The organism is Pelagibius marinus (assembly GCF_014925385.1).
GTDB lineage: Bacteria > Pseudomonadota > Alphaproteobacteria > Kiloniellales > Kiloniellaceae > Pelagibius > Pelagibius marinus.
In genome coordinates this window covers 79,176-93,412 of sequence record NZ_JACSDK010000009.1, presented here as the reverse complement: position 1 = coordinate 93,412, position 14,237 = coordinate 79,176, and the positions used below count along the sequence as shown (strand labels likewise).

The following is a 14,237-nucleotide window of genomic DNA, read 5'->3' as shown; positions in this document are numbered from 1 at the left end:
GGCGGCGAGGCGGCCGAGCGTCGCCCGCTCAGCTCTGCGCGGTCTCGTACATGAAATAGCGCCAGGGCGCGATGCCTTCGGGCAGTTCGATCGCCGGCAAGGCGATCTGGCCGAGGGCGGGATGGGAGAGGGGGCGGTCGCTGACGACGATCCCCTGCGGCGCGACCAGTTCGGTGATGGGAGCGGCGATCTCCTGTGCCAGCGCCTTGTCCGCGTCGCAGTCTTCGCTGCCGAAGTCGGCGTGCACCAGGACGGCCTGGCCGGGGCGCCGCCGCGCCATCGCCGGCAGGGTTTCCCGGAAGTCACCGAGCAGCAGGCAGTCCTGCGGCGGTGCGGCGCCGGGCGGCGCGTGCAGGTCGGCGTCGAAGGCGATGATCTCCCGACCGGCGAAGACCTGGCGCAGGTGCGTATAGGTGCGCCCCTTGCCCAGTCCGATCTCAAGCACGGGACCTTCCAGATGCTCGACCCTGCGTGCCGCCGCGCCGATGCAGGCGCGCTGCGTGATCAGGCGCGCGATCATGCGTTCAAGCCGGCTCGTCACCTGGGATCCTCCTCTGCGAAAAAGCTCTTCACCGCCGCCACCGCCTCGGCCAGGCCAACGCGCTCGGCGGTCACTTCCGGCGGAAAGGCGTCGAGCAGCCTTGAGGGAAGAGGATCAAGCAATACGAAGACGCCGCGGTCGTCGGCGCGGCGGATGAGGCGGCCGTAGGCCTGGCGCAGCTTCAGGCGGGTCAGGCGCTCGTCGTAGGCGCGGCCCCCGAAGACCTCGCGCCGGGCCTTGTGGATAATGTCGGGGCGCGGCCAGGGCACGCGGTCGAAGGCGATGAGGCGCAGGGCGCGGCCCGGCACGTCGACGCCGTCGCGCACCGCATCGGTGCCCAGCAGGCAGGAGTCCTCCTCGGCGCGGAAGATGTCGACCAGGGTGCCGGTATCCAGGCCGTCGACATGCTGGCTGTAGAGCGTCAGGCCTTCGTCGGCCAGCGGCTGGGCGATGAGGCGCTGCACCGCGCGCAGCCGGGCGATGGCGGTGAAGAGGCCGAGGCCGCCGCCGCCGGAAGCCAGGAACAGCTCGCGGTAGGCGCCGGCCAGCTGCTTCACGTCGCCGCGCTTCAGGTCGTGGACGATGAGGATGCGCGTCTGCCGCGCGTAGTCGAAGGGCGAAGGCAGCGAGAGGCGCGCGACGTTCGCCATGAGGTGGTTGATGCCGAGGCGCGCTTCGGCCGCCTGCCAGGCATCGGCGGTGTGAACTTCCTCGCCGTGGTCGCGCTTGCCGCTGTCGTCGGTGAGCGTCGCCGAGGTGATGAGCAGGCCGTGGGCGCTCTGGCCCAGGCTGGCGGCGAAGGGTCGGCTGGGATCGACCCAGTGGCGGTAGAGCCCGACGTCGATGTCGCGGCCCTCGATGCGCTCTACGGCGAACCAGTCGCAGAACTCCGGCGGGGTTTCCTCCTCCAGGGCCTTCAGCATCTCGCGCCAGGCGGCGATGGGCAGCAGGGCGCGGCTGTCCAGGCTGCGCGCCGCCGCCTCGATGCGCCGCCGCGTGTCGCTGTCCAAACTGTCGGCCTCGTCGTCCAGGCGCAGCACCAGCAGCTTGCGCAGCTTGGCCAGCGGGCTCGCCAGGGCGCCCAGGTCGTCGGCCAGGTCCTCGGCCGCCTCCAGCAGACCCTCGACCGGCGGATGGGCCGGCGCTTCCAGGCTGTAAGGCTGGTCCTGGCCGCTGGCGCGGGCGTAGACCTGGCGCCCGGCGAGCAGCAGGAAGCGTTCCGTGGCGCCCTCCGGGCGGCCTTCCTCGACGCGCTGGCGCCAGCCCTCGCCGGCCAGCACCCGGGCGGCTTTCAGGGCCTCTTCCAGGGCCTCCAGCGCCTGTTCGTCATCTCCCAGCAGGTCCTCCAGGCGGCGCTGCAGGCCGCGCATGCGGCTGCTGGCGCGCCGCCCGCCCTCGGCGCCCAGGATCCAGCGGCGCAGCTCGCGGGTTTCCAGGCCGCTCAGGTGCGCGGCGAAGGCGCTGTCGGCGGCGTCGAAGAGCTGGTGGCCCTCGTCGAAGACGTAGCGGGTCGGCAGCTGGCCGTCGTCGCCGCCGCCCATGGCCGCCTGGATGAGAACGAGCGCGTGGTTGGCGATGACGATCTCCGCCTGGCGGGCCGAGCGCACCGAACGCTCGATGAAGCACTTCTTGTAGTGCTGGCAGGCGGAATAGATGCACTCGCCGCGGCGGTCGGCCAAGCCCAGGGTGCGCAAGGGCCCGAAGAGATCGGGGAACCAGCCGGGAAAGTCGCCGCCCACCATGTCGCCGTTTCGCGTGCGCGCCGCCCAGCGCGCCATGAGGCCGAGGACAACGCCGTCCTGCGGGCGCGCCTGGGCCACCGCCTCGGCGAGGTTCAGGAGGCAGAGGTAGTTCTCCCGCCCTTTGCGGATCACCACCTTGCGGGCCCTTTCGCCCGGCTCGGGGAAGAGGCGCGCCAGTTCGTCGTCCACCTGGCCCTGCAGGTTACGGGTATAGGTGGAGATCCAGACGGCGGCCTTGTTGCGCTCGGCCCAGAGGCTGGCCGGGGCGAGGTAGCCCAGGGTCTTGCCGGTGCCGGTGCCGGCCTCGGCCAGGACCACCTGGGGTTCGCCCTCCAGTGCACGCGGGGCGAAGGCGGCGGCGGCCGCCGCTGCGTAGTCGGCCTGCTGCGGGCGCGGCTCGGAATCTTCATCCAGCAGGGTGGCGAGGCGCCCGCGGGCCTCCACGGCGCTCACCGGGCTGGTGCCGGGGGCGCCGCGCGGCGGCCGTTCCTCCCACTCGGGCAGGCGCTCCCAGACGCGAAAGCCGAGGGTGCGCTTGGGCAACTGCGCGCCGCCCGCGCCGAAACCGAGCGCCGCGACGACATAGGGGCCCCAGAGCCAGCCGGCCTGGGCCATAAGCCAGGCGATGCCGGGGGCGTCACGGTCACCGCCGCCGAGGCCGTGATTGTCCGAGGTGCCGCGCGCGCTCATCTCGGCCAGCAGGGCCTGGGCCAGTCCGGGCAGGGCGATGGCGGCAGCTTCGTTGTCTTCGGGTTTGGGCCGGCCGAGCGCGGCGGCCAGGCCGTGGGGCGTCGGCGCGCAGAAGCTGGCCGGGCGCACGAAGGCGAAGAGCTCCAGCAGGTCGTAGGCGGGGAAAGGGTCGCTCTCCAGCCGCCGCGCGGTGGCCTTCGCGTGGCACAGCAGGGGCGGGCTCTGCTGCGCCCGCCGGGCCGCCTCGCCGGGCTTCAGGCTCAGAACCTCGCCTTCCTCCGGGTCGATCCACACCGCCTGGCCGATGCCGGCCAGCAGCACCGGGGCCGCCGGCAGGCGCAGGCCAGGGGCCGGTGTTGCCGGTGGGGAGGCTCCCGGGGAGTTTTGGGGGGATGTTTGGGGCGGAAGCGACGTAGAACTCATCGTTGGACTATAACGGGAACAACTGGGCCGCGCATGCGGATAAGCTGGCGGTCTGGCACTCCCGGGGTGGAATCGGTCTATGCTGGCGGGCCGACGGGGTAGAGATCCCGGTGCCGGCAGAGGTCCGATCGAAGGAGTGGGATGAGTTTTGCCGTTGCGGTGGAAGGCGAGACCGTGAGCGGAGGCGATGCCGATCTGGGCGCCCTGCTGGACGGGAACAAGGCGGCCTGGGATCGCTTCGTGGCGCGTTATGCGGCGGTGATCTTCGCCGCCGTGCGCCGCCGGCTGGTGCCGGCCGGGCGCACCTCGGACGCGGAGGACGTGGTGCAGGATGTCTTCGTGAAGCTGTGCCAGAACGATTTCCGGCTGCTGCGCAGCTACGACGCCTCACGGGCAAAGATCACCACCTGGCTGACGGTGGTGGCCAACTCGGCGGCGATCGATCACCTGCGGCGCCTGCGCCGGCGCACCGAGGACATCGAGACCCAGCCGGAGTCGGTGCTGGCGGTCGATCCGGTGATCCCGGAGAAGGTGAAGATTCCCGACGGCCTGCTGTCGCCGCGCCAGGCTCTGGTGCTGGAACTGCTCTACCGGCGCGACATGACGCCGGGCGAGGCGGCCGAGGTGATCGGCATTGACCCGCAGACCGTGCGCTCCATGCACCACAAGGCGCTGGTGAAGCTGCGCGGGCATTTTCAGGCTGAATTGGGGGAAGAAAGTTAAACCGGGGATATTTCGCGGCGTTGCCGCGTAATACGGCTTAAGGGGCAAGAGGTAGTGAGACATGAGGGAAGATAAGACCAAGACGAAAGAGGGCGCGGCCCTCTGGCGCCGGGCCCGCGAGGCCGGGGCGCCCCCAGGGGCGGCCCAGGGGATGGAGGCCGAGGAGCCCGAGGCGCTGTGGCTGGCCGCCTACCTGGACGGCAGCCTGGCCGAGGACGAGGCGGCGCGCCTGGAGGCGCGGCTGGCCGGCGACCCGGCCCTGCTGGACGAACTGCTGGTCCTGCGCGAAACGCTGGCCGCCGGCCCCGAGGCGGCGCCGATCGGCGTCGTCGAGAAGGCCCAGGCTCTGCGGCCGCGAAGGAAGGCGCCGCAGGCGACGCCGGAGAAGGGAGGCGCCCGGTTCGGGCACCTCCTCGTCGGCTGGCTGCGCCCGGCGGTGCCGGCCTTCGCGGCGGTGGCCCTGGTGCTGGCCTGCGCCGGCGCCTTCGAGTTGGGCCGTTATCAGGGGGAACAGATGGAACCCACGCAGTCCGCCGAGGTCACCGACGGGGATTTGTCGGCCGACCTGCTGCTGGACGACCTGATCTAGTTTTTGGAAAGCTGACCCGAGATGCGTAGCAAACTCCCCTGGTTTCTGCTGGCGGCCTCCGTGGCGCTGAACCTCTTCTTCCTGGCCGGCGTGGTCTTCTATCCCCACGTGCGCGACCAGGACCATCCGCCGCGCGGGGGCGATCCGGTGGCCATGGCCGCCGAGGAATTCTCCCTCGATGCCAACCAGGTCGCCGCCCTGGAAGCCCTGCGCGAACGGATTGCCGAGCGCCGCCAGGAAGGCCGCGAGAACCGGGAAAGCTTCCGCACGATCATCATCAACGCCCTGGAGAAGCCGGCCTTCGACCGCGTCGCCCTGGCCCAGGCGCTGGAGCAACGCCGCGAAGGCTTCGGCGACAGGATCCTGGACATGACCGAGGACCTGCACGGCTTCCTCGCCGGCCTCGCGCCGGAGCAGAAGGCCGCCTTCCTGGCGCGTGCCGGCGAAGATCGTGACTTCCTGCGCCGCCTGCTCTTCCCCCCGCGCCCGCCCCGCGACCGCGACTGATCCCCGCCGCGCCCGCCGATTCGGCAAGATTGACGCTCAGCCGCGCTGGGCCGAGAGCATTGTCCGGCTAGTTTGAACCATTCTGCCGGAGCAGTTTTGCGCCAAAATCAAGGGGTTTGGCGCCGGCCATAGTGGTGCCATGGCCAAGCCGAAGCCCGCCGATGTTGGCGCAAAGTTGCCCGGCCCGAAGGGTTTTCGAGCGGCGGGCGTCCGGGGCGTCGTAAGGCTTGCCCGATGCCCCGCATCGCGCTGCGCCTTTCTCCTGCCGGTCACCTCTCCGCTCGAAAACAGAATTGCTTCAAACTAGCCGGACAATGCTCTAGTGTCCGCCCCACTTGACGGGGCGGCAGGAGGCCGCACCCGAGCTATCCATCCCGTCGGACGAGCGGAACCATGACAAGCGAGAGAGACCTGGCCGAGGACGCACGCGCCTGGCCCTTCGAAGAGGCAAAAAGAGTCGTAAAGCGCATCGGCGGGAAAACGCCGGAGAAAGGCTACGTCCTCTTCGAAACGGGTTACGGTCCCTCGGGGCTGCCGCACATCGGCACCTTTGGCGAGGTGGCGCGCACGACCATGGTGCGCCAGGCCTTCCAGCGTCTCTCCGACGTGCCGACGCGCCTCTTCTGCTTCTCCGACGACATGGACGGCCTGCGCAAGGTGCCGGACAACATCCCCAACAAGGAGATGGTGGCCGAGCATCTCGGCAAGCCGCTGACGCAGATCCCCGATCCCTTCGAAACCCACGAGAGCTTCGGGCACCACAACAACGCGCGCCTGCGCGGTTTCCTCGACACCTTCGGCTTCGAGTACGAGTTCCAGTCGGCGACCGACTGGTACACCTCCGGCCGCTTCGACGAGGCGCTGCTGCAGGTGCTGCGCAACTACGACAAGGTGAAGAACGTGGTGCTGCCGACCCTGGGTCCGGAGCGCCGCGAGACCTACAGCCCCTTCCTGCCGCTCTGCCCCAAGACGGGGCGCGTGCTGCAGGTGCCGGTGCTGGAGGTGAACCCCGAGGCGGGCACCATCGTCTATCAGGACGAGGACGGCGCCAAGGCCGAGGTGCCGGTGACCGGCGGCCAGTGCAAGCTGCAGTGGAAGGCCGACTGGGCCATGCGCTGGTACGCGCTGGGCGTCGACTACGAGATGTCGGGCAAGGATCTCATCGACTCGGTGAAGCTGGGCTCGCAGATCTGCAAGATCCTCGGCGGCCGCCCGCCGGAGGGCTTCAACTACGAGCTCTTCCTGGACGAGGAGGCCAAGAAGATCTCCAAGTCCAAGGGCAACGGCCTCAGCGCCGAGGAGTGGCTGACCTACGGGCCCACCGAGAGCCTCTCGCTCTTCATGTTCCAGAAGCCCCGGGCGGCCAAGCGGCTCTACTTCGATGTTATCCCGCGCGCGGTGGACGACTATCTCTCGCACCTCGCGGCCTACAACGGCCAGGACGAGAAGCGCCTGGAAAACCCGGTGTGGCACATCCACAACGGCCAGCCGCCGGTGCCGGGCACCAAGCTTTCCTTCGCGATGCTGCTGAACCTGGCGTCCGTGTGCAATACGGAGGACCCGGCGGTGCTCTGGGGTTTCATCTCGCGCTATGCGCCGGAAGCCTCGCCGGAGAGCGATCCCTTCCTCGACCGTCTCGTCGGCTTCGCCCTGCGCTACTACGCCGACTTCGTGAAGCCGAAGAAGTCCTACCGCGCGCCGGACGACAAGGAACGCGCGGCGCTGGAGGATCTCGCCGGGCGTCTGCGGAAACTGCCGAAGGACGCCGACGGCGAGACCATCCAGAACGAGGTCTACGCGGTCGGCAAGGAGCACGGCTTCGAGAACCTGCGTGACTGGTTCAAGGCGCTCTACGAGACCCTGCTGGGCCAGGACCAGGGCCCGCGCATGGGTTCCTTCATGGCGCTCTACGGCCTGGAGGAAAGCCTGGCGCTGATCGACTCGGTGCTGGCCGGCGAAAGCCTGCAGGCCTCGTCGTAGGTTTCCCCACAAGCAGCAGACACACACCGCTGTCGCCCCGGGACTTGTTCCCGGGGCCCATTGCCACCGGCAGCCGCCGACGGCCTCGCAGGCCTGCATCATTGCAGCGGCAAGGCATTGAATCCCGGCAACAAGTGCCGGGATGACCGTCTTGGGATACGGCAAGAGCGACGACTTGCCTTTATTGTCTCCCGTAGTGATCTTAATCAATCCGTCAGGTTTTTGCGGCAGGCATATTGCTGTCTTATTCGCAGCCCCTCGAGAGGGAACCGCCATGCAGTACTTCCGCCGCATCAAGACGGGCATCGATCCGCAGCCGCTTCTGGACGAAATCGCGTCCATCGACGGCGCCTGGGATGTCTCCACCGGGCGCCAGGCCAAGATCGCGGTGCAGCGCGAGGCGCTGTCGATTCCCCTGCGCGGCCTGCGCAAGTCGGCCATTGGCGGGCGCAAGCGTCGCGACGTGCACGAGAGCCGCTGGACCACGGGCTCGAAGCTCTATCCCCTGGCGCGCCGCTTCCTGAAGGACTTCGCCCTCGAGCAGGACGCCCTGCTCAGCCGCGCCAAGATCGTCTGCCTGCCGGCGGGCCGGCGCGTCTATCCGCACATCGACCGCGGCGCATACTACGCCGTGCGCGACCGCTATCACCTGGTGCTGCGCTCGGCCGCCGGCTCCTGGCTGAAGGCGGGCGACGAAGACGTGCGGATGCGCGAAGGCGAGCTCTGGTGGTTCGACAACAAGCAGATGCACGAGGCCTTCAACGACGGTGGCCAGGACCGCATCCACATGATCTTCGACCTGCTGCCGCGTGAGCGTGCCCAGGAGGTCTTCGGCGCCAACGTGAAGCTGGGCCGCTATACGGTGCGCGTCGGCGCCTGATGTCGGCGCGGCGCCGTCAGCCGTGCGCCCAGTCCCAGTAGGCTTCGCGGGCGGTGGTGTAGACCGGGCCGGGCTGCAGGTTGCGGTCCTCGACACGTGTGATCGGCACGACCTTGCCGTAGTTGCCGGTGGAGAAGACCTCGTCGGCTTCCAGCACGTCCTGCCAGGTAACGCGCGTCTCGTAAACCTTGATGCCGCGTTCGCGCAGCAGCGCCATGACCCTCTGGCGGGTGACGCCATTCAGGAAGGTGCCGTTGGGCGCCGGGGTGATGGCGGCGCCGTCCTTGGCGATCCAGATGTTGGCGGTGGCCAGTTCGGCGACGTTGCCGATGGCGTCCAGCACCACCGCGTTGTCGAAACCGCGTTGGCCGGCCTCGGTGAGCGCGCGCGCCGAGTTGGGATAGAGGCAGGAGGCCTTGGCGTCGGTCGGCGCCATGTTGGGGGCCGGGCGGCGGTAGCTGGACAGGCAGACGGAAAAGCCGTCGGCGGAGGGCAGCGGCGCCTCGTAAAGGGTGAAGCAGAAGCGCGTCGATTCCGGGTCGGGGGCGACGAAGCCGCTCTCCGCGAAGAGCATGGGGCGCAGGTAGAGCGCCGCGTCCTTGTCGAAGTGCTTGAGGCCGTCCTGGGCGATCTCCAGCATCTCGCCGGCGGAATGCACCGCTTTGAGACCGAAGGTCCCGGCGGAGTTGACGAGGCGCTCGCAGTGCTTGTCCAGGTCCGGCGTGATGCCCTCGAAGGCGCGCGCCCCGTCGAAGACCACCGAGGCCATCCAGGCGGCATGGGTCATGGGGCCCATGATCGGCGGGTTGCCTTCAACCCACTCACCCTCCAGGAAATGCACGGCCTTCGGAGCTGTCATGACGGTCTCTCTCAGCTGGTGTTGCGGCGCCGGAAAGAGCCTAGCGGCTTGCCCGGATCAGGGAAAGCGTTGCCCGCCCGGTGTCGCGCCGGGCAGCTATGCGTTGGAATTGTAGCGGTGACAATCGGCAGGCGGCGCCGACGGGCAGCGGTCCGCGCCGCGGCTATTCAGTGCCCGGACCAGGAAATCCGCGACACCCACTGCACCTGGGTCATTGGCAGCTCGCGCACCACGTGCTCGCGGCTGAAGGACTTGAGGCGCAGCACCCCGCCGCTGTTCTCCAGCAGCTCGGCCATCAGCAACTCGCCCTGCTGGCTGCGCAGCAGCACGCGGTCGCCGGGGCGCACCTCGGCGCCGGGCGAGACGACCACCAGGTCGCCGCTGCGGTAGACCGGAAGCAGGCCGTCGCCGGAAATCTCCAGGGCGAAGGCATGGGGGTCCGGCACGCCGGGGAAGGGCGCTTCCTCCCAGTGGCTGCGCACCGGCCGGCCTTCGCCGTCGAAGTAGCCCGGCTGGGCCGCCAGGGCGAAGCGCAGCTTCGGCAGGCGGCGGAAGCTGGTCGGGTGCTCCTGATCCTCGATCAGGCTGATGAACTCGCTGAGCGAGGCGCCGGTGGCGTTCAGCACCTTGGCCAGCGACTCCGTGCTGGGCCAGCGCTGCTTGCCTTCCTTGGTGATGCGCTTGCTCTTGTTGAATGTCGTGGGGTCAAGACCGGCCTGCCGGGCAAGCCCGGAGGGGGAGAGATTGTATCTCGCGGCGAGGCGGTCGATCGCCCGCCATACGGCCTCGTGCTCTAGCATGGGAACATTGTCTTATATGTTGACCCCCAATGCAGCAAGAACATAGTCACAGGCCCTCAACCCAAGGCAAAACAATGATATGCAATGTTTTGTCTGCTGTTGTCCGTCTCCTCTTGTTCGGGCTGTTTACTCTCGATTACTTTGGCGCACATGAATCGGGAACTGATCTACCACATTTGCCGCAAAGATGAGTGGGCCGCCGCCGAGGATTCCGGCAGCTACGCCGGCTCCTCCCAGGACCGTGCCGACGGCTTCATCCACTTCTCCGGCGCCGGCCAGGTCCGTGCCTCGGCGGCCAAGCATCGCGCCGGCCAGGATGGCCTGGTGCTGCTCACGGTCGAGGCCGCGGCGTTGGGCGAAGCGCTGAAGTGGGAGCCCTCGCGGGGCGGCGCCCTCTTCCCCCACCTCTACGGCGCGCTGCCGGCGACGGCGGTGCGACGGGTCGACGAGTTGCCCCTGGGCGCCGACGGCGCCCATGTCTTCCCGCCGCAATTTCAGGACTGAGTGAGGCCTTTGGACAGTTTTTCCCTGATCGGCCCGGCGCTGCGGCGGCTGGACCCGGAGACCGCGCACAACCTCACCCTCTGGGCGCTGGAGCACGGCCTGGCATCGCGCCGGACGGCGCCGGACGATCCGGTGCTGGCGTCAGAGGTCTGGGGGCGGCGCTTTCCCAATCCCCTGGGACTCTCCGCCGGTTTCGACAAGGACGCCCGGGTCATGGGCGCCATGCTGGGACTCGGCCTCGGCTTCGTCGAGGTGGGCTCGATCACGCCGCGCCCGCAGCCTGGCAATCCCAAGCCGCGCATCTTCCGCCTGCCCGAGGACGCGGCGGTGATCAACCGCCTGGGCTTCAACAACGGCGGCCTGGAGGCGGCGCGGGCGCGCCTGGAGGCATTCCGCAGCGGCGGGCGGGGCGGCCCAGGCAAGAATGGCATTGTCGGCGTGAACCTGGGCAAGAACAAGGACACGGCGGACGCGGCCGGCGACTACGTGCTGGGCGCCGCGGCGCTGGGTCCGCTGGCCGACTACCTGGTGGTCAACGTCTCCTCGCCCAACACGCCGGGCCTGCGCGCCCTGCAGGGCCGCGGCGAGCTGGAGACCCTGCTGGGCCGGGTGCTGGACGCCCTGGCGGACCCGGCGCCGCCGCTGCTGCTGAAGATCGCCCCCGACCTGACCGAGGAGGACAAGGCGGACATCGCCGCGGTCTGCCTGGAGCTCGGGGTCTCCGGCATCATCGCGACCAACACCACCATCGCCCGGCCCGAGACCCTGAAGGGCGCGGCGAAGGGGGAGGCCGGCGGGCTTTCCGGACGGCCGCTCTTCGAGCCCTCGACGGCGGTCCTGCGCGACCTCTACCGCCTGACCGGGGGCAAGCTGCCGCTGATCGGCGTCGGCGGCGTGTCGTCGGGGGCGGAGGCCTACCGCAAGATCCGCGCCGGTGCCTCGCTGGTGCAGCTCTACACCGCGCTGATCTACAGCGGCCCGGCACTGGTCACGCGCATCAAGACGGAATTGGCGCGGCTGCTGCGCGAGGACGGCTTCGACTCGGTCGCCGCCGCCGTCGGCGCCGACCACCGCTATTCGGGTTAGCGGACCCGGCTACAGAATCTCCAGCACGTTTTCCGGCGGGCGGCCGAGGGCGACCTTCTTGCCCTTGACCACGATGGGGCGCTCGATGAGCACCGGGTGCTCGACCATGGCGGCGATCAGCGCCTCGCGGCTGAGGCCCGGGTCGTCCAGGCCCAGCTCCTTGTAGGGGGCCTCCTTGCGGCGCATCAGCTCGCGCGGCTCCATGTCCAGCTTCTTCAGGAAGTCCTCCAGGGTCGCCGCGTCCGGTGTGTCCTTCAGGTACTCGACGATCTTGGGGTCTTCGCCCTGTTCCTGCAGCAGCGCCAGGGTCTGGCGTGATTTGCTGCAGCGGGGGTTGTGATAGATGGTCACGGCCATCGCCTGCGTCCTCCTGAAATGGCGCCTCGTTACCCCGAGGGATGCGCTGCTTTGCGGGATTCGTCAAGGGTGCCGCAAGGTTCCGTTAACTATCTTTCAAGCCTATTGGGCGAAAGTGCCCGACATGGTCCGGCACAGCATTTTTCTTTCCCGGCAGGCGGATGCTTAAACACCTCGCGATCTTCCTCTGCTACGCGGGCGGCGCAGTGGCGCTGACCCTCTTCGCGCCCTTGTGGCTGCCGCTCAGCGGCCCCGAGGCCGCCATCGGCCTGGGCCTGGCGGCGCTGATCGGCGGCGGGCTGCTGCACGAGGTATTTGCCCGCCTGGGCCGCGAATCCTTCCTGGTCGAAAAGCTGATCGGCCTGCGCCACGCCCAGAGCGAGGCATTGGAGGAGCTGAGCTGGACGCGCCGCGAGCTGGCCATCCTGCGCGAGGCGCTGGAGTCCGCCGGCAGCCTCAGCCGCTCGGGCAAGAGTGTCGACGAAGTCATTTCCGAGGTGAAGGTGCTGCAATCGCTGATCACACGCCTCGCCAAGTCCTCCAAGGCGCCGTCCCCGGCCGGCCTCGGGACACCGAAGGCCGCCGCCCCGGCCATGGCCGAGCCGGCGCGCCGCTCGGCCGAGGCGCCGCCGCGCGGCCTGCCGCTCCGCGACGATGAGGGCGGCAAGATCGCCGTCATGCCGGCCAACGCCAACCAGAGGCCGGGGGTGCTGCCGCCGGTGGCCGAGGGGCTGGACGAAGCGGCGGTGCTGGAGGTGGCCCGCCAGGCCCTGCGCGACGACCGCATCGACCTGGTGCTGCAGCCCATCGTGCTGCTGCCCCAGCGCAAGCGGCGCTACTACGAGTGCTTCTCGCGCCTGCGCACCACGGACGGCTACATGATCCTGCCGGAGCAGTACATCGGCCTGGCCGAGCGCGAGGGCATCGTCGCGGCCATCGACAACATGCTGCTGATCCGCTGCATCCAGCTGGTCCGCAAGATCCAGTATCGCAGCGAGAAGCTCGACTTCTTCTGCAACATCTCCAGCCACACCCTGGGCGACGACGCCTTCTTCGCCGACTTCGTGGACTTCCTGGAGAGCAACGGCGACCTGGCCAAGCACCTGATCTTCGAGTTCTCGCAGTCCGATTACGAGGCCTGGGACTCCGGCGCCGCGGTCTACCTGCGCCGCCTGGCCGAGCTGGGCTGCCGCTTCTCCCTGGACGGCATGCATCACCTGAACGTCGACGGCGAGATCCTGGCGCGGCGCAACTTCCACTTCGTCAAGGTCCACGCCGAGCTGCTGCTGGCCGACGCCGCCGCCGGCGAAGCCCTGGTCAACGACCTGAAGGAGCACGGCGTGCGCCTGGTGGTGGAGAAGGTGGAGGACGAGGACGCCCTGGTCGAGGTCATGGACCTGGGCGTCGACTGCGCCCAGGGCTACCTCTTCGGCGAACCCCGCCTGGCCAAGCCGGCGGCCTAGGGAACCCCAGCCTGCCGGATACCGGCGGTCCTCTCCCTCCGCAAATGCCCCTTTGCATCCCCCCCTTTGCATGAGGGGGCGGGCTGTGGCAGAAGTGGCGCGCAAGAGCGATCCTTCGCCATCAAACGGCCCCAGAAACGGACCAAGGCGCCCGAAAGCCCATGAAATCCGAGACCCTCACGACCGAGGTGCCCATCTACCCCGGCCTCTCGGCCCTGGCCGAGCGCTACGACGCCTTCATCATCGACCTCTGGGGGGTCATGCACGACGGGCTGAATGCCTATCCGGCGGCGGTGGAGGCGCTCAGGCAACTGCGCCAGGCCGGCAAGAAGTCGGTGGTCCTCTCCAACGCGCCGCGCCGCGCGGCGGTCATCGCCGGGCGCAACGCCGAGATGGGCATCCCCGAGGATCTGCCCGACCACCTGCTGAGCTCCGGCGAGGACGCCTGGCAGCACCTGAAGACCCGCCCCGATGCCTGGTACCAGGCGCTCGGCACCCGCTGCTACCACCTGGGCCCGGAACGCGACCACGGCATGCGCGAGGGGCTGGAGGGCATTGAGTTCGTCGAGGTCCTCTCGGAGGCCGAGTTCATCCTCAATACCGGCATCCTCAACGACCACGACGTGGTGGAGACCTACCGCACCTTCCTGGACGAGGGCCTGCGCCGCGATCTGCCGATGATCTGCGCCAACCCGGACCTCATCGTCATGCGCGGCGACGACATGGAGATCTGCGCCGGGGCCCTCGCCCTGGACTACGAGCAGAAGGGCGGCAAGGTGCGCTGGCACGGCAAGCCGCATCCCGAGGTCTACCGCAGCTGCTTCGCCCTGCTGGAGGGCATCGACCCGTCGCGCATCGCCGCCATCGGCGATTCCCTGCGCACCGACGTGGCCGGGGCCCAGGCCTCGGGTATTTCCAGTATTTTCATCGCCGGAGGGATCCACGGCGAGGAATTGGGCGTAGATAGTGAGGGATTGATCGACCCCGAGGCTTATGCCGCCTTCATCGCGGCGGCCGAATGGAAGCCCACCGCGGTCCTGCCCTTCATGCGCTGGTAGTGACCAGCCTGGGCTAACTCCTCGCGGTCGGCCGG

General features: G+C 69.1%; 14 protein-coding genes. 9 read left to right on the top strand and 5 right to left on the bottom strand.

Translation table 11 applies throughout. From position 1 onward, the window contains the following. Positions 1-28: 28 nt before the first annotated feature. Both H7X47_RS10390 and H7X47_RS10385 read right to left on the bottom strand, forming a co-directional pair. On the bottom strand, positions 29-541 hold the full coding sequence (locus H7X47_RS10390) for a class I SAM-dependent methyltransferase (RefSeq protein ID WP_193368608.1): 513 nt from the start codon (positions 539-541) through the stop codon (positions 29-31). Next, positions 538-3,294: an ATP-dependent DNA helicase gene (locus tag H7X47_RS10385; RefSeq protein ID WP_319633577.1), complete on the bottom strand. Its 2,757-nt coding sequence runs from the start codon at positions 3,292-3,294 to the stop codon at positions 538-540. The genes H7X47_RS10390 and H7X47_RS10385 overlap by 4 nt, the downstream gene beginning before the upstream one ends. A gap of 243 nt (positions 3,295-3,537) precedes the next feature. On the opposite strand from H7X47_RS10385, the gene H7X47_RS10380 reads away from it, so the two are divergent. From H7X47_RS10380 to H7X47_RS10360, 5 genes are all read left to right on the top strand, one after another. Beyond that, entirely contained in the window at positions 3,538-4,119 is a 582-nt protein-coding gene (locus H7X47_RS10380) for an RNA polymerase sigma factor (protein ID WP_193368606.1), read from the top strand. Between the two features lie 61 nt (positions 4,120-4,180). After that, entirely contained in the window at positions 4,181-4,708 is a 528-nt protein-coding gene (locus tag H7X47_RS10375; RefSeq protein WP_193368605.1) for an anti-sigma factor family protein, read from the top strand. A 21-nt stretch (positions 4,709-4,729) separates the two neighbouring features. Continuing rightward, a complete protein-coding gene (locus tag H7X47_RS10370; protein WP_193368604.1) occupies positions 4,730-5,215 on the top strand; it encodes a Spy/CpxP family protein refolding chaperone in 486 nt (161 codons plus the stop codon). A 393-nt stretch (positions 5,216-5,608) separates the two neighbouring features. Continuing rightward, positions 5,609-7,195: a lysine--tRNA ligase gene (locus H7X47_RS10365; protein ID WP_193368603.1), complete on the top strand. Its 1,587-nt coding sequence runs from the start codon at positions 5,609-5,611 to the stop codon at positions 7,193-7,195. A 274-nt stretch (positions 7,196-7,469) separates the two neighbouring features. Further along, positions 7,470-8,075: an aspartyl/asparaginyl beta-hydroxylase domain-containing protein gene (locus H7X47_RS10360; RefSeq protein ID WP_193368602.1), complete on the top strand. Its 606-nt coding sequence runs from the start codon at positions 7,470-7,472 to the stop codon at positions 8,073-8,075. Positions 8,076-8,091: 16 nt separating this feature from the next. On the opposite strand, the gene H7X47_RS10355 is transcribed toward H7X47_RS10360, so the two are convergent. Together H7X47_RS10355 and H7X47_RS10350 are read right to left on the bottom strand one after the other, a co-directional pair. Continuing rightward, the gene (locus H7X47_RS10355) at positions 8,092-8,934 is read right to left on the bottom strand and encodes a branched-chain amino acid aminotransferase (protein ID WP_193368601.1); all 843 of its coding nucleotides are present in this window, start codon (positions 8,932-8,934) and stop codon (positions 8,092-8,094) included. Between the two features lie 167 nt (positions 8,935-9,101). After that, positions 9,102-9,734, bottom strand: a complete 633-nt coding sequence (locus H7X47_RS10350; protein ID WP_193368600.1) for a S24 family peptidase — start codon at positions 9,732-9,734, stop codon at positions 9,102-9,104. Between the two features lie 150 nt (positions 9,735-9,884). Here H7X47_RS10350 and H7X47_RS10345 point away from each other — a divergent pair, with 150 nt between their 5' ends. Continuing rightward, positions 9,885-10,238 carry a DUF952 domain-containing protein gene (locus H7X47_RS10345; protein ID WP_193368599.1) on the top strand — a complete coding sequence of 118 codons (354 nt, stop codon included), beginning with the start codon at positions 9,885-9,887 and terminating at the stop codon, positions 10,236-10,238. A gap of 9 nt (positions 10,239-10,247) precedes the next feature. Continuing rightward, complete coding sequence (locus H7X47_RS10340) at positions 10,248-11,324, top strand: quinone-dependent dihydroorotate dehydrogenase (protein ID WP_227010369.1); 1,077 nt, start codon at positions 10,248-10,250, stop codon at positions 11,322-11,324. A gap of 9 nt (positions 11,325-11,333) precedes the next feature. Here H7X47_RS10340 and arsC read toward each other — a convergent pair whose 3' ends face one another. Then, entirely contained in the window at positions 11,334-11,681 is a 348-nt protein-coding gene (arsC, locus tag H7X47_RS10335; protein WP_193368597.1) for an arsenate reductase (glutaredoxin), read from the bottom strand. 161 nt (positions 11,682-11,842) lie between these two features. Here arsC and H7X47_RS10330 point away from each other — a divergent pair, with 161 nt between their 5' ends. Beyond that, positions 11,843-13,144 carry an EAL domain-containing protein gene (locus H7X47_RS10330; RefSeq protein WP_193368596.1) on the top strand — a complete coding sequence of 434 codons (1,302 nt, stop codon included), beginning with the start codon at positions 11,843-11,845 and terminating at the stop codon, positions 13,142-13,144. 161 nt (positions 13,145-13,305) lie between these two features. Next, positions 13,306-14,202 carry a TIGR01459 family HAD-type hydrolase gene (locus H7X47_RS10325; protein WP_193368595.1) on the top strand — a complete coding sequence of 299 codons (897 nt, stop codon included), beginning with the start codon at positions 13,306-13,308 and terminating at the stop codon, positions 14,200-14,202. Positions 14,203-14,237: the final 35 nt, after the last annotated feature.